The organism is Pseudomonas sp. Pmew2 (assembly GCF_058129885.1).
Genome location: NZ_CM176702.1, coordinates 1,127,508 through 1,146,957, shown reverse-complemented (window position 1 = coordinate 1,146,957; position 19,450 = coordinate 1,127,508). Strand labels below are relative to the sequence as shown.

20 protein-coding genes are annotated in these 19,450 nt (G+C 59.2%); 18 read left to right on the top strand and 2 right to left on the bottom strand.

Annotated elements, in window-relative coordinates; genetic code table 11:
- Positions 1-14: 14 nt before the first annotated feature.
- Positions 15-422: a response regulator gene (locus tag AC4ANK_RS05295; RefSeq protein ID WP_002555358.1), complete on the bottom strand. Its 408-nt coding sequence runs from the start codon at positions 420-422 to the stop codon at positions 15-17.
- 96 nt (positions 423-518) lie between these two features.
- A complete protein-coding gene (locus tag AC4ANK_RS05290; protein ID WP_002555359.1) occupies positions 519-707 on the bottom strand; it encodes a Flp family type IVb pilin in 189 nt (62 codons plus the stop codon).
- 115 nt (positions 708-822) lie between these two features.
- Here AC4ANK_RS05290 and AC4ANK_RS05285 point away from each other — a divergent pair, with 115 nt between their 5' ends.
- The 18 genes from AC4ANK_RS05285 to purH all read left to right on the top strand — a co-directional run bounded on the left by AC4ANK_RS05285 (position 823) and on the right by purH (position 19,419).
- Positions 823-1,572 carry an IS5 family transposase gene (locus AC4ANK_RS05285; RefSeq protein ID WP_460382697.1) on the top strand — a complete coding sequence of 250 codons (750 nt, stop codon included), beginning with the start codon at positions 823-825 and terminating at the stop codon, positions 1,570-1,572.
- A 316-nt stretch (positions 1,573-1,888) separates the two neighbouring features.
- Complete coding sequence (gene cpaB / locus AC4ANK_RS05280; protein WP_010195236.1) at positions 1,889-2,848, top strand: Flp pilus assembly protein CpaB; 960 nt, start codon at positions 1,889-1,891, stop codon at positions 2,846-2,848.
- A gap of 20 nt (positions 2,849-2,868) precedes the next feature.
- Entirely contained in the window at positions 2,869-4,119 is a 1,251-nt protein-coding gene (locus AC4ANK_RS05275) for a type II and III secretion system protein family protein (RefSeq protein ID WP_057425073.1), read from the top strand.
- Positions 4,116-5,306, top strand: coding sequence for a CpaE/TadZ family protein (locus AC4ANK_RS05270; RefSeq protein ID WP_002555362.1), 1,191 nt, complete (start codon positions 4,116-4,118; stop codon positions 5,304-5,306). The genes AC4ANK_RS05275 and AC4ANK_RS05270 overlap by 4 nt, the downstream gene beginning before the upstream one ends.
- Positions 5,306-6,562 carry a TadA family conjugal transfer-associated ATPase gene (locus AC4ANK_RS05265; RefSeq protein WP_002555363.1) on the top strand — a complete coding sequence of 419 codons (1,257 nt, stop codon included), beginning with the start codon at positions 5,306-5,308 and terminating at the stop codon, positions 6,560-6,562. Before AC4ANK_RS05270 ends, AC4ANK_RS05265 begins: the two co-directional genes overlap by 1 nt.
- Before the next feature lie 21 nt (positions 6,563-6,583).
- Positions 6,584-7,465, top strand: coding sequence for a type II secretion system F family protein (locus AC4ANK_RS05260; protein WP_122343359.1), 882 nt, complete (start codon positions 6,584-6,586; stop codon positions 7,463-7,465).
- Entirely contained in the window at positions 7,466-8,350 is an 885-nt protein-coding gene (locus AC4ANK_RS05255) for a type II secretion system F family protein (RefSeq protein ID WP_002555365.1), read from the top strand.
- Positions 8,351-8,386: 36 nt separating this feature from the next.
- A complete protein-coding gene (locus AC4ANK_RS05250; protein WP_002555366.1) occupies positions 8,387-9,088 on the top strand; it encodes a tetratricopeptide repeat protein in 702 nt (233 codons plus the stop codon).
- Positions 9,085-9,357, top strand: coding sequence for a DUF3613 domain-containing protein (locus AC4ANK_RS05245; protein WP_002555367.1), 273 nt, complete (start codon positions 9,085-9,087; stop codon positions 9,355-9,357). The genes AC4ANK_RS05250 and AC4ANK_RS05245 overlap by 4 nt, the downstream gene beginning before the upstream one ends.
- 111 nt (positions 9,358-9,468) lie before the next feature.
- The gene (locus AC4ANK_RS05240; protein WP_255884794.1) at positions 9,469-11,259 is read left to right on the top strand and encodes a protein-disulfide reductase DsbD; all 1,791 of its coding nucleotides are present in this window, start codon (positions 9,469-9,471) and stop codon (positions 11,257-11,259) included.
- Positions 11,260-11,388: 129 nt separating this feature from the next.
- Positions 11,389-11,841 (top strand): type II 3-dehydroquinate dehydratase, encoded by a 453-nt coding sequence (gene aroQ / locus AC4ANK_RS05235; RefSeq protein WP_002555369.1) that lies wholly within the window; start codon positions 11,389-11,391, stop codon positions 11,839-11,841.
- A 76-nt stretch (positions 11,842-11,917) separates the two neighbouring features.
- On the top strand, positions 11,918-12,373 hold the full coding sequence (gene accB / locus AC4ANK_RS05230; protein WP_002555370.1) for an acetyl-CoA carboxylase biotin carboxyl carrier protein: 456 nt from the start codon (positions 11,918-11,920) through the stop codon (positions 12,371-12,373).
- A 17-nt stretch (positions 12,374-12,390) separates the two neighbouring features.
- Positions 12,391-13,734 carry an acetyl-CoA carboxylase biotin carboxylase subunit gene (gene accC / locus AC4ANK_RS05225; protein WP_002555371.1) on the top strand — a complete coding sequence of 448 codons (1,344 nt, stop codon included), beginning with the start codon at positions 12,391-12,393 and terminating at the stop codon, positions 13,732-13,734.
- Positions 13,735-13,872: 138 nt separating this feature from the next.
- Entirely contained in the window at positions 13,873-14,751 is an 879-nt protein-coding gene (prmA, locus tag AC4ANK_RS05220; protein ID WP_002555372.1) for a 50S ribosomal protein L11 methyltransferase, read from the top strand.
- Positions 14,752-14,775: 24 nt separating this feature from the next.
- Positions 14,776-16,086, top strand: a complete 1,311-nt coding sequence (locus AC4ANK_RS05215) for a DUF3426 domain-containing protein (protein WP_002555373.1) — start codon at positions 14,776-14,778, stop codon at positions 16,084-16,086.
- A gap of 317 nt (positions 16,087-16,403) precedes the next feature.
- Positions 16,404-17,417 (top strand): tRNA dihydrouridine synthase DusB, encoded by a 1,014-nt coding sequence (gene dusB / locus AC4ANK_RS05210; RefSeq protein ID WP_002555374.1) that lies wholly within the window; start codon positions 16,404-16,406, stop codon positions 17,415-17,417.
- Complete coding sequence (gene fis / locus AC4ANK_RS05205) at positions 17,414-17,734, top strand: DNA-binding transcriptional regulator Fis (protein ID WP_002555375.1); 321 nt, start codon at positions 17,414-17,416, stop codon at positions 17,732-17,734. The genes dusB and fis overlap by 4 nt, the downstream gene beginning before the upstream one ends.
- A gap of 80 nt (positions 17,735-17,814) precedes the next feature.
- On the top strand, positions 17,815-19,419 hold the full coding sequence (purH, locus tag AC4ANK_RS05200; RefSeq protein ID WP_002555376.1) for a bifunctional phosphoribosylaminoimidazolecarboxamide formyltransferase/IMP cyclohydrolase: 1,605 nt from the start codon (positions 17,815-17,817) through the stop codon (positions 19,417-19,419).
- Positions 19,420-19,450: the final 31 nt, after the last annotated feature.

Here is a 19,450-nt window from a genome sequence, read left to right as displayed (position 1 = left end):
CGAAAACGCTGTGGTCACTGAACCTGAAAGATTTTCGGCTCGGGGAACAGGTTGTTGAGCGTTTCCAGCAAACGAACGTGGTAGATGGGTTTGCGGAACAGGTCCAGCACGTGCAGGCGCAACAGATCGCTGACGTCGTCCATGTCGGCGTGCCCAGAGGTCACGATGACAGGCAGGTGTTGACGCGACGTGTGCTCGCGCAGGTGGCGGATCAACTGGATACCGCTTTCCTCCGGCATCCGCAGATCGGTAATCACCAGCGCGATGTCCGGATGGGCTGTCAGCTGGTGCAGGGCCATTTTCACGGACGACGCCGTGAAACAGCAGAACCCCTCGCCTTCGAGCAGTTCTGCAAGCTCCTCGTTCGCGTCCTCTTCGTCATCAACCAACAGCAGCTGTTGGCGGGTAGGATGGACAGCCATTTTGACACCTTTAAACGTGAATAAATGCGATCAGGATATCCAGATTACTCCTGTTGAAAAAGGCTATCTACTGACATATCTCCATCTGTGCTCAACTCACAACGCATTCTGAATAGTTGTAAACATTGCAGTGATCCTGCCGCTTATCGTGGGAACAAAAGCAACGATAGCCACTGCAACCATCGCTGCGATCAAGGCGTACTCTATACCCGAAGCGGCTTCACGGTCTTTGATAAAGGATTTAACCCGGATATAGGTACCTACGTATAGCCGTGTAAGGGACATCTCATTTCTCCTTGTGCCTTCTAGGGTCTGTTCCCGTTTCGACGTAACCCATTGATCTCTATGAGAACAGGCCCGTATTGTTGGAGTTCTCACACAACACCAATACGAGCCTGCAATGCCCCGATTAATGCTCAGTGATGAGCACTGGCCGAAGCTTCGAGAAATTTTGCTGCACGAATCGATCTACAACAAGCGAGATTTGCGCACCACGGTTGAAGGCATGCTGTACCGCATGCGTGTGGGTTGCCCTTGGCGAGACCTGCCGAAAGCGTTTGGAAACTGGAGCAAGGTCTACAAGCGGTTCAATGCCTGGTCTGCTTCAGGCAAGTGGGTCAAGGTGCTTGAGGTGCTGATGACCGATCCTGACATGGAGTGGGTTTTCATTGATGGCAGCTATGTAAAGGCTCATCAGCACAGTGCAGGTGCTGCCAGCACGCAGGACCAGGCCATCGGAAAAAGCCGAGCCGGTAACACCAGCAAGATTCACCTGGCTGTAGACGCTTGTGGGCTGCCCATTGCATTTGACGTGACCGGAGGCCAGACCAATGATTGTTCGCAGGCGGCCTCGTTGATTGCCAAGATGCCCAATGCAGAAGTGATCATTGCGGACAAGGGCTACGACACTGAAGCGATACGCGCTCAGGTCGAGCAGCAAGGCAGCAAAGTGGTGATTCCACGAAAGCGCAATTCTCTGAAAGGGAACGCAGATCTGGACAAAGGGTTATATCGCAATCGACATCTCGTAGAAAACGCCTTTGCCCGGTTGAAGCATTTCCGGGCGGCGGCTTCTCGGTTCGACAAACTCAAGAGAAACTATGAAAGCGTCATAGCAATGGCCTGCGCTTTTCTGTGGCTGCCAATGTGAAACGGGAACAGACCCTAGGCGCGAACATGCGTGTCACATGCGAAACTGTCTGCCTGCACAGCATTGTCTCCAATCCGTAAACCCACAATCTCAACAAAGCATTAACCGGAAAGTTATAAGACTGGCCATCCCCTGCGTCTGGCGTGGTCAAACGCTATGTTGTTCACGCAACAGCATTTTTATACCAAAGCACAATGGCATTCTGAGTGCCATGAGCTAACGTCACATAACGGACGGGAACGTCGTCCGCCGCGCCACATTGCGAAGTTGTCGCACCGGTTTGAAGTTGTCCTGCAATGACAAAGGGAACGTTGCCATGAGCAGTCGCATTACCACGGTGCTTGCTGTCCTGTTTTTGCTGGGAGCGTTGATTGCCGGTTATCTGGGAATCGCCGTCAGCAAACCGGCCGAGGCACCTGCAGTTGTCACGCCGCCCACGGTGCCTGACGCCACCGAAATATCGACCCAGACGCCCCCGACTCCGCCCGTCGAGGATGCGCTGCGCCACAACGTAGTGGTTTTGGCCCGGGACGTACCGGCCTATACCCCCATCACGGCTGAAGACCTGACCGTAGAGCGCCTCAAGGTCGCGCCGCCTGGAAGTTTCGAGCACATCGACAAACTGGTGGGCCGCAGCACTTGGCGAACACTGACGGCCGGAACCTGGCTTAGCGAGAACAGTTTTGAAGCAGGCGGCACACTGGCGCGGATGATTCGCCCTCATGAACGAGCGCTGGCGTTGCAGGTTGACGAGGTGATTGGCGCATCCGGGCAGCTCAGCCCAGGCGACTATGTGGATGTGCTGCTTTACCTGCCCGAGGACACCAGCAACCTGAATCGCTCTAGCCAGGTTGTCGTACCCGCCCTGCGAGTTCTCGGGGTTGGCGGGCTGCTCGGCCCGGATCGCAACGGCAAGCCGGTGCAGGACATCAACGCTGACGAACGCCTTAAACAGGAACAGCTGCGGATCAACGCGCGAACCGTCACCGTCGCGGTACCGGAAGCGTTGCTGGCACGGCTGATGCTTGCGTCGCAAACCGGTGTCCTGCGTCTGGCCGTGCGCAGCGCCGACGAGGGCAACCTTCAGAATTACTGGGCGAGCGAAGCCGGTAGCCGTGATGCCGCCGAACGACTGGACTCTGCCAACCGCCAACTGGTCAGCTTCAGACAATTGAGCCTGGGCCCGGCCAACTCGCCGACACAGGGCGCAGCCACTCGCACGCCTCGCGCAGTCGAGGTCATACGCGGTAACCAGATCACGCAACAAACTCCCTGATTGAGCAAGGATTGCATTTGATGAGCTGTTGTTCCGTGCCAGTAACAAAACCCCGGCTGCTGGCGTTAGCCTTCGCGGCGCTGTCTGCACAATCAGCCTGGGCCGCTTCCGGCAGTTGTGCAGGACTTGCTGCAATGCCAGCGGCGGTGGAAATCGATCAGGGCATTCAGCAGGAAGTGCGCTCACCTGTGGCCATCACCCGCATTGCCGTCGGCGCCCCGAAAATTGCCGATGTGCATGTCAACGGTACGGATGGTTTTCTGTTGACGGGCGTTGCGCAGGGCACGACCAGCCTGATGGTCTGGACCGCCTGCGCCACCGCCCCGCGCCAGAGCATGGTATTCGTACGCGGCCGGGCCACGGCATCGATGATAGAGAGCGTCACTGCGCCATCTGCTGATGCGGAGTTACCCAGCCAGGTGCAGACCGACATCCGCTTTATCGAAGTCAGCCGCACCAAACTCAAGGAGGCCAGTACCTCGATATTCGGCAAGGGCTCGAACAACTTTCTGTTCGGCGCGCCTGGCACGGTTCCCGGCGTAAACGTCACCCCCGGTACGGTGAGTGGCACAAGGCCGAGCATTCCGCTGAACAACAGCAATTTCAATATTGTCTGGGGCGGCGGCAGCAGCAAAGTGCTGGCCATGCTCAACGCCATGGAAAACAGCGGCTACGCCTACACCCTGGCCCGCCCCAGCCTTGTTGCGCTCAATGGGCAAAGTGCAAGCTTTCTGGCAGGGGGCGAGTTCCCGGTGCCTGTGCCCAATGGCGAGGGCAATGGTATTTCCATCGAGTACAAGGAGTTTGGCGTACGCCTGACCCTGACGCCGACAGTAGTGGGCCGTGACCGAATCCTGCTAAAAGTTGCCCCCGAAGTCAGCGAACTGGATTTCTCTGCCGGTATCACCATCGCCGGCACAAACGTGCCGGCGCTTAACATACGGCGTACCGACACCAGTATCGCGCTTGCCGACGGAGAAAGCTTTGTGGTCAGTGGGCTGATCAGCTCCAGTAACGTCGGCTCCGTAGGCAAGTTTCCCGGCTTGGGTGACATTCCCATTCTCGGCGCGTTTTTCCGCAATTCGCAAATCCAGCGCGATGAACGCGAACTGCTGATGATCGTCACCCCGCACCTGGTTCAACCGCTGGCCGCCAACGCGCAATTGCCCTCGCTGCCGGGTGAGGGGCTGCGCACCTACGATCCAAGCTTTCCGCGCCTGTATTTTCTGGAAAACGGCGACTTTGACCGTCGCGACGGGTTATCCAAATGAGCCAGAGCCTGAGCCAGACCTTCCTGGCAATCACCCGTAACAACACTGATCTGGAATGGCTGCAAAGTGCCTTGGGCTCACTGGGCCAAGTGGTCAGCGCAGGCACCGGCAGCCTCGACGATCTGCTCGCGCTGGTGGACGTGACCTTTGCCAGTGTGGTGTTCGTCGGGCTGGACCGTGAGCATCTGATGACCCAGAGCGCCCTGATCGAGAGCGCGCTGGAAGCCAAGCCGATGCTGGCCATCGTCGCGCTTGGCGATGGTATGGATAACCAGCTGGTGCTCAACGCCATGCGTGCCGGGGCGCGGGATTTCGTCGCTTACGGCTCTCGTTCGAGTGAGGTCGCCGGCCTGGTCAGACGCTTGAGCAAGCGCTTGCCTGCCGTGACGCCCAACCCGAACATGAGCGGCCTGTCAGTGCTGTATGGCGCGCAAGGCGATGACGACGGAGCCTTGATCGCGACGCACCTGGCGATGGTGGTGCACAAGACCGGGCAACGCACGCTGCTGCTGGACCTCGGCCTGCCGCGCGGCGACAGCCTGCTGATGCTCGGCCTTGAATCCACATTCAGCTTTGGCGATGCCCTGCGCCACTTGCGCAGGCTCGATGCAACGCTGATCGACAGTGCGTTCACCACCAGTGAAAGCGGTCTGCGCATTCTGGCGTACAGCGAAGCCGACGATCATCTGGAGCAGTCCAGCGCAGCGGAGCTTTATATGCTGCTCAGCGCCCTGCGCCAGCATTTTCAACATGTGGTCGTGAACCTCGTGGGCCAGCCGGACAGCGAGGCACTGCGCTCGCTGGTCAGCCATTGCGATCAGTTGCTGTGGTACGCCGACCAGAGCGTACTGGGCTGTCGACGCAACCTGACGGTGCTTAATAACTGGCGTGAGAAAGGCATGAGAATGCAACACGCCAGCCTGCTGATTGATCGCTATCAGCGCTCGGTCGCACCCAATTCGGAAACCGTGGCCAAGACCTTCGGCCTGCCGGTGCAGGCCGTATTGCCGCTGGCACCAGAGCTGCGCCTCAACGCCAAAAACCAGGGAGTGACGCTGTTCGAGCTGGCCTCACGCGACGCGTTGTGTTCCGGGCTGCGTCGGCTTGGCGAGCATCTGGCACGCAATGCCGAGGCTCACGATAAACCCGATCAGGGCTGGCTCGCTCGACTGTGGGGGAACAGGTAATGGCGGAAAAACTGTTTGGCGTCTCGTCCCGTGGCAGCGGGCAAGCCGATGACGGCCAAGGCCTGAAACTGGTGTTGCACCGTTACATCATCGACGGCATCGAAGAAAGCGGCAAAAACCTGCTCGAAGGCTCACGACCGGCACTGGCGCAATTTGTCATCGACAAGGTGGCCGAATACGTTGCGCGACTGCGGCTGGCTATTTCGCGCTATGAAATGGAGCGACTGGCCGAAGAGCTGGTCGATGAGCTGACCGGTTTCGGCCCGCTTGAAGTGTTGCTGCGCGACACGTCGGTCACGGAAATTCTGGTCAACGGGCCGGGCAAGGTATTTGTCGAACGTGATGGCGTGCTGCACCACACCGACCTGCGCTTTATCGACTCGCACCACGTCGAGCGCGTGATGCAGCGCATCCTCGCGCCACTCGGGCGGCGCCTGGATGAATCTTCGCCTATGGTCGATGCGCGTCTGCCCGACGGCAGCCGGGTCAATGCCATCATCCCGCCGATTGCGCTGGATGGCCCTTGCCTGTCGATCCGGAAATTTCGCAAGGACATGCTCAAGAGCGCAGATCTGGTGGCCATGCAAACCATCGATCAGTCCATTTTCGAATTTTTTCAGGAAGCGGTCGGCAAACGCTGCAACATCCTCGTCAGCGGCGGTACCGGCACAGGCAAGACCACCATGCTCAACGTGCTGAGCCAGTTGATCGACAGCAACCAGCGCCTGGTCACTATCGAGGACGTTGCCGAGCTGCAGCTCAGCCACCCGCACGTGGTGCGTCTGGAAACCCGCCCGCCCAATGCCGAGGGGCATGGCGAGGTGCGCGCCAGCGACCTGATTCGCAACTCGCTGCGGATGCGCCCGGACCGCATCATCCTCGGCGAGATCCGTGGTGTCGAAGTGCTCGATGTATTGACGGCGATGAACACCGGCCACGACGGTTCCATGAGTACCGTTCACGCCAACAATGCTCAGGATGCTCTGCTGCGTCTGGAAACGCTGGTTGGCCTGACCGGGCGACTGATACCGGAAAAAACCCTGCGCCAGATGGTCTGCGCGGCGCTGGATGTGATTATCCAGCTGGCGCGCCTGCCTGATGGCCGACGCTGTGTCAGCGAAGTGGTGGAGGTAGTCGGCATACGCGATGACATCTATGTCACCAATACATTGTTCCGCCTTGATCGCCGCACCGGGGTCGGCTTCATGCGCGAAGCTGCACACGCCGCAGGCGACAAGCTGCGGCCAGGCTACTGACGTGCTCAGGGAGGCGGCGCAATGAATGCATCACTGGTACTCGGCCTGATCTCCTTGCTGCTGACTGCGTCCATTCGCATGTTCTACCTCGCGCTCAATCAGGGCGCCAGTGAACGGGTCAGGCAGCGTCTGACCGCCGGACAGGTTCAGCCTGTGGTTGAAAAGGCTGGATGGACCTACCTGGATCGGGCCTTTTTGCGTGCAGGGTTGGGTCGACCGACCGAGCGCATGGGCCTGGCTTTGTCGCTCTATGCCTTGTTGATTCTGATCGGCTACGGACTGGGCGGCGGCATCGGCGCGGTCAGCGCGCTGCTGGCGGTGCCGCTGACCCTGCGCCTGTTTGTGTCGTGGCGCTATGAGGTGCGTGTGCGCCGCATGATCCAGCAATTGCCGCAACTGCTCGACCATACCGTACGCAGCCTCAAATCAGGCAGAACCCTCGCCGACGCGGTGCTGCACGGCATCGAAGCAACGGATCAGCCACTCAAGGACGGCATGAGCCGTATCGAGCGGAACGTGCAACTGGGCGTCAGCCTGCCGGATGCCGCGAGGGATTTCGCCGAGCTGTATGAACGCGACGAGTTTCATCTGTTTGCCCTTGGCTTGCGGGTCAATCATCGATATGGCGGCAATGCCAGCGAGCTGATGGAAAACCTGATCAAGCTGATTCGTGACCGGGAACAGGCCGGTCGCCAATTGCGCGCAATGACCGGTGAAACCCGCATGACAGCGCTAGTGCTGGCGCTGCTGCCAGTCGGCATGGCCGGCTACTTTCTGACCGTGAACCCCAGCTATCTGTTGCATATGTGGAACGATGACAGCGGGAAGATCATGTTGAGCATGGCCTTCGTCCTGCAGGCAACAGGGTGTGTGGTGCTGTGGCGCATGTTGAGGAGCATTTAGATGGAACTGTTACTCGCTGCCGTGATGCTCGCCGCTGCCGCATTTCTGCTGCTGTCCGGCATGGCTCGGCAACGCCGTAACGAACGCTTGGTGGCAAGACGATTGAGGGGCCAGGTGATTCGCGAAAGCCGCATCGGCAGCCTGTTGCGGTTGCTCGGCGATACCCGCATTGGCCAGCGCAGCATCAGCCTGGACTCGGAAACCCAGATGTTGCTCAATCGAATCGGCTGGCGGCGCGCCAGCAAACGCTCATTGTTTGCCGCATGCCAGGTCGGCGTTCCGGTCGGCCTGATGGTCGTGGTCATTGTGGCCCAACTGCTGCTTTTCAAAGGCGTCGAGCAGCCGCTCATAGCGCCGGTATTTGCCTTGGGAATCGGTTATCTGCTGCCCAAACGAATTCTCGCGGCCGTCGCTCAGCGCCGCCAGAAACAGGTGGTGGTGGAAATTTCTACGTTTATCCCGTTGCTGCGCATCCTGTTCGAGTCCGGCATGGCCGTCGAGCAGGCGCTACGCGTGCTGAGTCTTGAAGGTAAAGACTTGCTGCCGGTGCTCTCCGAGGAAATTCGTGTGGTGCTGGTGCGGGTCGACTCCGGCCTGGAACTGGGCGAAGAACTGCGAAAAACCGCGGCCTTGCTGGCCGTCGACGAATTGAGTGACACATGTGTGATCCTCAATCAGTTGATTCATCAGGGCGGCGGCGCATTGAAGTCTCTGCTCACGCTCAAGCAACTGATTGACGACCGACGCCTGACCCGCCTGCAGGAATATATTTCCAAACTGTCGGCAAAGATGTCGGTGGTCATGATGGTGTTTCTGTTTCCAGCCCTGCTGATCGTGTTGGCGGGCCCTGGATTTATCGCCATAAGTCGCGCACTGGGCAGTTGAATCCAGTGTTACCCGTGCACGAAAGGACGCATTGCAATGAAACCAGTGATCGCACTACTCGGGCTGCTGTTGCTGAACGGATGTACCAGTGATGGCAGCGCGCTCTGGACACAAGCCACGGCTCAGTCCGGCCAATGCCCCAAACTGACATCGGATCAGGAGTTCTCCCTGAATCTGGCTCAGAGCATGGCAGATGAGGGACGCTTGCATGCCAGCCTCGCCAATCTGGAAAGCCTGCCGGACAGCCTGGGCGAGGTTCGCCTGCGCAAGGCACGGGTATTGCGGCTGTTGGGCAGCAACGAAGCCGAGCCGCTGTATCGCAGCCTGCTGGGCACCTGTCGGGCAGCCGAGGGTGAGCATGGGCTGGGACAACTGGCTGCGGCGCGTGGCGACAATGCGCTGGCTCAGCAACATCTGCTCATGGCCAGCAAACTGCAACCGACTGACGAAAAAATCCGCAACGACCTGGGGGTTGTCTATCTCAATCAGTTGAAACTGGAACAGGCGCGCTTCCAGTTCCTCACCGCCATGGAGCTCAAACAGTCCGATCCGCTGGCGGCAATCAATCTGGCCACCTTGCTGATCTACCAGAACAAATGGAAGCAAGCAGCCGAACTGGCCTCTCGAGCCGGACTGACGCCCGAGCAGATCACCGAGGCTCAGGCGCGTGCCGAAAAAATCGGAAAAACCCGCGCCACGCCACTCGCGTCCGCCAGTACAACAGGAGCACAACCATGAAAGGCGCACTCGTCGGCAGCATTTTCACCCTTTTTATCGTCAGCAGCGCCTGGGCTGCGAGCGACGAGCAATCACCTTACGCGCAGAAACAGACTGAAACCTGGCTGCAACTGCAAGCCAGCGGCAAGGCTGCATCGCCGACGCTACAAATCAATACCGCCGCCGAGCGTGACCTGAGCCTGCAACGCTGGCTGGAAACCTATAAGTACAAAATCCCCGAGTACTACGAACAGGAGGCTAGCGGCAAGTTTTCAGCGGGTAGCAAGTAGCCTCGCGGGGTGGTTCTGTCACCTGAATGACACTGCACCTTACAAACCTCCTGTCAGCAGGCCGCGAAACACTCCGCTATCATGCGCGGACTTTCGAGATTCGAGACTGCCATGCGCCGTTTGTTATACCTGATGTTATTGATCCTGGCCCTGCCCGCCTTCGGTGCCGGTCTACTGGACAGCCGCCCATCGTCAACCCTGGGCGGCGGCTCGCTGGATAACAGCAAGGACTTCCTACCCGTGCGGCAGGCTTTTCAGTTGAGCCTGATCGAAACCACGCCAGAATCGATCAAGCTAAGGCTGGTCGCCACCGATGGCTATTATCTGTATCGCCATCGTTTCCAGTTTCGCACCGAGCCTGCTGATATAGGCCTGGGTGAAGCACAACTGCCCAAGGGCGAACAGAAACACGACGAATACTTTGGCGATGTCGAGGTCTATCACGGCATTCTCGACATCGACCTGCCACGCAAACCCGGTGAACAACGCCCCTTCAGGCTCGCTGTCACCTATCAGGGCTGCGCCGACAAGGGCCTGTGCTACCCGCCTGAAACCGAGCGTTTGAACATTGGCGATGTGGCCACCAGCCCTGCCGTCTCGGCATCCGCCACTACAGCAGCCACCTCAGCCGCCTGGAGCTGGAAAGAACTGGCGCTGTTTTTCCTCGCAGGCGTAGGTCTGACCTTTACCCCCTGTGTACTGCCGATGCTGCCGATTCTGTCCGGCGTGGTGCTGCGCGGCAAGGTTGGCGGCCTGCGCGGCCTGAGCCTGTCACTGGCTTACGTACTGCCGATGGCGGCCTGTTTTGCCTTGCTTGGCGCGCTGATGGGTATGTTTGGCGCGAGCCTGAACCTGCAGGCACGCCTGCAATCGGCCTGGGTTCTGGTGCCGTTTTCAGCGTTTTTCGTGATCTTTGCCATCGCCATGTTTGGCGCTTTCGAACTGCGTCTGCCGCAGTCGATCAGTTCTCGTCTGGACCGTATCGCCGGCAAGACCGAAGGCGGATCACTATGGGGCGCAGCCGTGCTGGGCGTGGTTTCCAGCCTGCTGGTCTCCCCCTGTGTTTCCGCCCCTCTGGCCGGTGCGCTGCTGTATATCAGCGCCAGCGGCGACGCCGTTGGTGGCGGGCTGAAACTATTTGCGCTGGGCCTGGGCATGGGCGCGCCATTGCTGTTGATAGCCACCGGTGGTGCTGCATGGCTGCCGAAAAGCGGGCCTTGGCTGGTCACGGTGAAAAATGCAATCGGTGTACTGCTGCTGGCGCTGGCCATCGGTTTGCTGAGCCGCGTTTTGCCGGGCCAGATCACCTTGTTGCTGGTCGGCCTGCTGTCTGCGGGTGTTGCGCTGTTTCTCGGCGCACTGGAGTTCACTGAAAAGACCACTCGGCAAAAGCTCGCTCAACTGCTCGGTCTGGCGCTGTTGGTTTATGCGCTGGCCAGCTGGTATGGCGCGCTGTCCGGACAAACCGACCCGCTGCGTCCGCTGGGGCGCGAATACGCCACGGCAAACAACCCAACAGTCACATCAAGCTCGAACCAGTGGCAAAACATCACCACCTCAGCCGAACTGGACCGCGTGATGCAGGAAGCGCGAAACGCAGGCAAACCGCTGTTGCTCGACTGGTACGCTGACTGGTGCATCAGTTGCAAGGTCATCGAGCACGAAGTTCTGCCCGATCCTGGGGTCGTTGCCGGATTATCGGGTTACAGCCTGGTTCGCTTCGACATGACAGACAGCAATGCAGAGCAACGCGCCCTGCTCGACCGCTACAAGCTGTTCGGTCCTCCCGCGCTGCTGTTTTTCGCTAAAAACGGCGAAGAGCTGCAAAATGTGCGAGTCGTCGGCGAAATCGACGCCGCAGGCCTGATTGAACGCTTGAACAGGGCAAATGACCAAAACTAAACGGTGAGTCACAAACTTTGCGCGAATATCGCTCATCGTGCTGGCTACTGTTGTTAACTGGACAGTCCACTGCCCTTCCGGCATAGTCGCCGGGCGTAAACCGCTCGCAGACAATAAAAGGAACACGCAATGGCGACTATCCTGGTCCTTCACGGGCCCAACCTGAACCTGCTGGGCACTCGGGAACCCGGGGTCTACGGCACCATCACCCTGCCCCAGATCAATCAGGACCTGGAGCAACGCGCGCGCGATGCCGGTCACCACCTGATGTATCTGCAAAGCAATGCCGAGTATGAACTGATCGACCGTATTCACGCCGCGCGCGGTGAGGGTGTGGACTTTATTTTGATCAATCCGGCTGCTTTTACGCACACAAGCGTTGCAATACGTGACGCGCTGATGGGAGTGAGCATCCCATTCATCGAAGTGCATTTATCAAACGTGCACAAACGCGAACCTTTCCGCCATCACTCCTACTTTTCAGATGTCGCTGTAGGAGTGATCTGCGGCCTGGGAGCCAGCGGATACCGCCTGGCCCTGGAAGCCGCCCTGGAACAACTGGCCGCCAGTGCCAAGCCATGACGAGTCCAGCCTGACGCTGACCACATCGCTTGAAACGGCCGACAAATTGCCCTTACAGAACCTTGGGAGTTGATTAATGGATATTCGCAAAGTCAAGAAGCTGATCGAATTGCTGGAAGAGTCCGGCATCGACGAGCTGGAAATTCGTGAAGGCGAAGAATCCGTACGGATCAGCCGTCACAGCAAGACTCCAGCGCAGCCTTACTACGCGCCAGCCCCGGTTGCTGCGCCTGTCGCCGCACCGGCTCCAGCAGCCGCTCCGGCCGCAGCAGAAGCACCATCGGCTCCGAAACTGAACGGCTTTGTGGTCAAGTCGCCAATGGTCGGTACGTTCTACCGCACCCCGGCACCTACTTCGCCTGCATTCGTCGAAGTGGGTCAGACCGTCAAGAAAGGCGACACCATCTGCATCGTTGAAGCGATGAAAATGATGAACCACATCCAGGCAGAAGCCAGCGGCGTGATCGAATCCATCCTGGTAGAAAACGGTCAGCCGGTTGAGTTTGACCAGCCGCTGTTCACAATCGTTTGACCCGGGGAGAGCCTGCGATGTTGGAAAAAGTTCTAATCGCCAACCGCGGCGAAATTGCCTTGCGCATCTTGCGTGCCTGTAAAGAACTGGGCATCAAGACCGTCGCTGTACACTCCACGGCAGATCGCGAGTTGATGCACCTGGGCCTGGCAGACGAAACCGTCTGCATTGGTCCGGCACCGGCCAATCTGTCCTACCTGAACATTCCGGCGATCATCTCGGCTGCCGAAGTGACCGGTGCCACGGCGATCCACCCTGGCTACGGCTTCCTCGCTGAAAACGCCGATTTCGCCGAACAGGTCGAAAAATCGGGTTTTGCCTTCATCGGCCCGAAAGCAGACACCATCCGCCTGATGGGCGACAAGGTTTCTGCCAAGGACGCCATGAAGCTGGCCAACGTGCCAACCGTTCCGGGCTCCGACGGCCCGCTGCCGGAAGACGAAGCAACCGCTCTGCGCATTGGTCGTGAAGTGGGTTACCCGGTGATCATCAAGGCCGCCGGTGGCGGTGGTGGTCGCGGCATGCGTGTGGTTCATCGCGAAGAAGACCTGATCGAAGCCGCCTCCCAGACCCGCGCCGAAGCTGCGGCCTGGTTCAGCAACCCGATGGTCTACCTGGAAAAATACCTGACTAACCCGCGTCACGTGGAAGTCCAGGTCATTTCCGACGGCCAGGGCCAGGCGATTCATCTGGGCGACCGCGACTGCTCGCTGCAGCGCCGTCACCAGAAGGTTCTGGAAGAAGCACCGGCACCGTTCATCGACGAACAGGCGCGTGCGGATGTTCTGGCTGCCTGCGTCAAGGCGTGTATCGATATCGGCTATCGCGGCGCGGGTACTTTCGAGTTCCTGTACGAGAACGGTCGTTTCTACTTCATCGAGATGAACACCCGTGTTCAGGTGGAGCACCCGGTATCCGAAATGGTCACCGGTATCGACATCGTCAAGGAGATGCTCAGCATCGCCGCCGGCAACAAACTGTCGTACACCCAGGATGACGTGGTCATCAAAGGGCATGCGCTGGAATGCCGGATCAACGCCGAAGACCCGAAAACCTTCGTTCCAAGCCCAGGTCTGGTCAAGCACTTCCACGCACCGGGCGGCAACGGTGTGCGGGTCGATTCGCACCTGTACAGCGGCTACAAGGTTCCGTCCAACTACGACTCGCTGATCGGCAAAGTGATCACCTGGGGCGCGACCCGCGAAGAAGCCATGGCACGCATGCGCAATGCCCTGGACGAAATCGTGGTCGACGGAATCAAGACCAATATCCCGCTGCACCGTGATCTGACCCGTGATGAAGGCTTCTGCGAAGGCGGAGTCAACATCCACTACCTGGAGCACAAACTGGCCAATCAATAAGCCAGTGTGTTTCAGAACGACAAAGCCGCAGCGATGCGGCTTTGTTGTTTGCAGCGCATAGCAGTAAACTTGCCCGCTTCCTGCGGCCGTGCCGGCCGTGCAAGCCGCACTTAATTTCCGAATCGAAGGTAATCCGCCATGCCTTGGCTGCAAGTCCGTCTCGCCATCAGCCCAGAACAAGCCGAAACCTACGAAGACGCCCTTCTTGAAGTCGGCGCCGTGTCCGTGACATTCATGGACGCCGAAGACCAGCCGATTTTCGAGCCTGAACTCAACACCACGCCGCTATGGACACACACCCATTTGCTGGCGCTGTTCGAAGCCGACACCAATGCCGAAATGGCCTTGGCACACCTGAGCCTGCTGACCGGCGAAGAACTGCCCGAGCACAGCGCCGAAGTCATCGAAGATCAGGACTGGGAGCGCAGCTGGATGGATAACTTCCAGCCAATGTGTTTCGGCAAGCGCCTGTGGATCGTGCCAAGCTGGCATGCTGCACCGCAACCGGATGCCGTGAACCTGCTGCTTGATCCTGGCCTGGCATTCGGCACCGGCACCCATCCGACCACCGCACTGTGCCTTGAATGGCTGGACGGCCAGGACCTCAAAGGCTGCAACGTGCTGGATTTCGGTTGCGGCTCGGGCATTCTGGCCATCGCCGCTCTGCTGCTGGGTGCCGAACAGGCCGTGGGCACTGACATCGACGTGCAGGCACTGGAAGCCTCTCGTGACAATGCCGTACGCAATAACATCGCTGCCGAGCGCTTCCCGCTGTACCTGCCCGAGGACTTGCCACATCAGCAAGCCGATGTGCTGGTCGCCAACATTCTGGCTGGCCCGCTGGTTTCCCTGGCACCGCAACTGGCATCGCTGGTCAGGACCGGCGGTCGCCTGGCGCTGTCAGGCATCCTGGCCGAACAGGGTGAGGAAGTCGCTGCGGCCTATGCTGACAGCTTTGATCTGGACCCGATCGCAAACCGAGATGGCTGGGTACGCATCACGGGACGCCGCCGTTAACCGCCGCTTCAACCGGACAGCCGCATGACCGACAGTTTTGTCACCCAGTGCCCGCACTGCCAGACCAGTTTCAGAGTCAGCCACGCTCAACTGAGCGTGGCCCGCGGCGTGGTGCGATGTGGCGCCTGCCTGCAGGTTTTCAACGCAGCCCGGCAGTTGCTGGAGCAGCGCGCCATAGTCGACTCCGAAAAGGAGGCCCTGAGCGCCGCACCGGTGGTCATAGCGCCGCCCCAACCAGAGCCTGCGTCGACGCCTGAACCCGAATTGAAGCCTGAACCGGAAAAGGCCCATGAAGACGATGACCCCTGGCAGGTCAGCGAGCTGGATCTGGACAATCTGAACCTGGACGAAGAACTGGCTCGCCTCGAACAGCGCGAGACCCGACGACCCGACACCTTCGCCCGCCCGGCCAGCGACAACGGCACTGACGATGAGAACCTGACGGCGAAGCGTGACAATCGCCAGACCGACGAGGCTGCCTGGGTCGGCACGCTGCACAACGACGATGTCGAACGTCTGCCCGAGCTGCACGCCGAGGTCATCCCCGCCCCGGATCCGCCCGAAGACCCGGAGGCTTTGCCCGACGACAAAAGGACCGAGCCCTCGCTGTCACTGGACAAGCACCTGGACGATGACGAACCCGTCGTGCTTGTTACCACACCGCGCAAGGCCCTGCCTGCCGAAAAAGTGCAACGCTGGTCAGCCGTGGATGACGACGAAGATCATGACGACGACGAACCAGAACCTGAACCACGTGGCAGACGCAGCCGTAACGAACCTGCAGTGCGCGAGCAGGCACTGCTTGACCTGACTGACGACCCTTTGCAACTGGACTGGCAGCCGCCCAAACCGCGCTGGGGCCGACGCTTTGCGTGGGGCCTGTTGATCGTACTGGCTTTGGCGGGTCTGGTAGGTCAATACGTCTGGTACCATTTCGATCAACTGGCGCGCCAGGATCAGTATCGCCCGTGGTTCCAGCAGATTTGCCCGCAAATTGGCTGCAAGGTGCCGACCAAGGTGGACATATCCCAGCTCAAGAGCAGCAACCTGGTGGTACGCAGCCATCCTGAGTTTCAGGGGGCTCTGGTGGTAGACGCGATCATCTACAACCGTGCCTCGTTTTCCCAGCCGTTCCCGCTGCTGGAGCTGCGTTTTTCCGATACCGGCGGTCAGTTGATTGCCAGTCGTCGGTTCAAGCCCGGTGAATACCTGAGCGGCGAAATGGCCGGCAAGGAAGAGATGCCACCGCAAACGCCGATCCATATCGCGCTGGATATCCTTGATCCAGGCGCCAAGGCCGTGAATTACAGCCTGAACTTCCGTTCGCCGGAATGACAGGCCTACTGCCATAACGTCGGCTTTACTTGATCCAATACAGGCTCGTTAGGCCAGGGAACGCTGCATGATCGCAGAATTTACAGCGCCAGATGCCGTGTAATCGTTCTCTGCAAGCGCTACAACCAGCTGTTCAGATTTTATCCAATTCAGCCTTTATCCAGTCATCGAGAGCGGGTATCATGCCAACCCTTTTTCAAACTCTCGGTTCGATCTGACGGTGGCGCAAGCGGCTGGCGGGACGGGCCGTTGCAGACCGGGTGAAACGGTTTTTTACACGGCCTGCGGATGATTTGGCCTCCACAACAGGTAAGGCTATGTCGGCAGTACGCATCGGCCCATATACAGTGCAAAACGGCTTGGTCCTAGCCCCGATGGCGGGCGTCACCGACCAGCCTTTCCGTCAGCTGTGCCGACAACTCGGTGCCGGCCTGGTGGTTTCGGAGATGGTCACCAGTGACATGAGCCTGTGGAACAGCCGCAAATCGCGTCTGCGCATGATCCACGAAGGTGATCCCGAGCCGCGCTCGGTACAGATCGCCGGCGGTGATCCGCAGATGCTGGCAGACGCAGCACGTGCCAATGTCGAACTGGGTGCCCAGATCATCGACATCAACATGGGTTGCCCGGCCAAGAAGGTCTGTAACAAGGCAGCAGGTTCGGCGCTGTTGAAAGACGAGCAACTGGTGAACGACATCCTGCAAGCCGTCGTGGCTGCGGTCGATGTGCCGGTTACGCTGAAGATCCGCACCGGATGGGATCGCGACAACCGGAACGGCCTGACAGTGGCGAAAATCGCCGAGCAGGCCGGTATTCAGGCACTGGCGGTACACGGGCGAACCCGTGCCGACCTTTACACCGGCGAAGCCGAGTACGACACCATTGCCATGATCAAACAGGCAGTGTCGATACCGGTGTTTGCCAACGGCGACATCGATTCACCCGAAAAAGCCCGGCGCGTGCTACAGGCCACCGGCGCAGACGGGTTACTGATTGGCAGGGCCGCCCAAGGGCGTCCCTGGATTTTTCGCGAGATAGAACACTTCCTGCGTACCGGAGAAAAACTCCCGGCTCCGCAGTCGAGTGAAGTGGAACGTATTCTGCTTGAGCATCTGGCAGCGCTCCACGTTTTCTATGGAGATGTGATGGGCGTGCGTATTGCACGCAAACACGTCAGTTGGTATCTCGCAACCCTGCCGGGCGCCAGAGAGTTTCGCGCCCACTTCAATCGTTTGGAAGATACGGAAGCACAGTGCGCCAACGTCCGGGAGTTCTTCAGCCAAGGCTGCAAGGGCCCGGATAACGAGAATGATAAAGAGGTGGCCGCATGACGATGATGACCGAGACTTTAGTGAGTGGAACAACACCCGTGAGCGACAACGTCAATTTGAAACAGCACCTCAACACGCCGAGCGAAGAGGGTCAGACCCTGCGCGGAAGTGTCGAGAAGGCGCTGCACAATTATTTCGCCCACCTCGAAGGCGCATCCGTCACTGACGTCTACAACCTGGTGTTGTCGGAAGTCGAGGCTCCGCTTCTGGAAAGCGTGATGAACTACGTCAAGGGCAACCAGACGAAGGCTTCCGAGCTGCTGGGACTGAACCGCGGCACGCTGCGCAAGAAACTCAAACAGTACGATCTGCTTTAAAGCATTCAAAACAGAAAAGGCGACCTTGCACCGCGGTCGCTTTTTTTTGCTGACTTCTTTTGCTTTTGATGGAAATCGAGATGACCGACCAGACTACCCGCCTGCCTATCCGTCGCGCCCTGATCAGCGTATCCGACAAGACAGGAATCCTTGAGTTTGCCCGCGAGCTTGAAGCGCTGGGCGTCGAGATTCTTTCCACTGGCGGTACATTCAAACTGCTCAAGGACAACGGTGTCGCGGCAGTCGAAGTGGCTGACTATACCGGCTTCGCTGAAATGATGGATGGCCGGGTCAAGACTCTGCACCCCATGATCCACGGCGGCATTCTGGGTCGTCGCGGCATCGACGACGCCATCATGACCGAGCACGGCATCAAGCCGATCGATCTGGTTGCAGTCAACCTGTATCCGTTTGAAGCCACTGTATCCAAGCCGGGCTGCGACCTGCCGACCGCCATCGAAAACATCGATATCGGCGGCCCGACCATGGTCCGTTCCGCTGCGAAGAACCATAAAGATGTTGCAATCGTGGTCAACGCCAGTGACTACGGTCAGGTATTGGAAAGCCTCAAGGCTGGCGGCCTGACCTACGCACAGCGCTTCGACCTGATGCTCAAGGCGTTCGAGCACACCGCCGCCTACGACGGTATGATCGCCAACTACGTGGGCGGCGTCGACCAGACTGCCGAAACCCTGAGCACCGAAGGCCGCAGTCAGTTCCCGCGCACCTTCAACACCCAGTTCGTCAAGGCCCAGGAAATGCGCTACGGCGAGAACCCGCACCAGAGCGCGGCGTTTTACGTTGAAGCCAAACCTGCCGAGGTCGGCATTGCCACGGCCACCCAGTTGCAAGGCAAGGAACTGTCGTTCAACAACGTCGCCGATACCGACGCCGCGCTGGAATGCGTCAAGAGCTTCGTCAAACCGGCCTGCGTGATCGTCAAACACGCCAACCCATGCGGTGTCGCGGTCTGCCCGGATGATGAAGGCGGCATTCGTCAGGCGTACGAGCTGGCCTATGCCACCGACTCCGAATCGGCATTTGGCGGCATCATCGCCTTCAACCGCGAGCTGGACGCAGCAACGGCCAAGGCCATCGTCGAGCGCCAGTTCGTCGAAGTGATCATCGCGCCAAGCGTCAGCGCCGAAGCGCGTGCCATCGTGGCCAGCAAAGCCAATGTGCGCCTGCTGACCAGCGGCCAGTGGAGCGAGCGTCTGCCTGCCTGGGACTACAAACGCGTCAATGGCGGCTTGCTGGTACAGAGCCGCGATATCGGCATGATCACTCAGGCAGACCTCAAGGTCGTTACCCAGCGTGCCCCTACCGAACACGAAATGCACGACCTGATCTTTGCCTGGAAAGTCGCCAAGTACGTCAAGTCCAACGCCATCGTCTACGCCCGCAACCGCCAGACCGTCGGCGTCGGCGCAGGCCAGATGAGCCGCGTGAACTCGGCACGCATCGCCGCCATCAAGGCCGAACATGCTGGGCTGCAGGTACAGGGCGCAGTCATGGCCTCCGATGCGTTCTTCCCGTTCCGTGACGGTATCGACAACGCGGCCAAGGTCGGCATCACTGCCGTCATCCAGCCCGGCGGCTCGATGCGTGACAACGAAGTGATTGCAGCAGCAGATGAAGCAGGCATCGCGATGGTCTTCACCGGCATGCGCCATTTCAGGCACTAATCAGAAAAACGGCCGCACTGGCGCAGGCGTC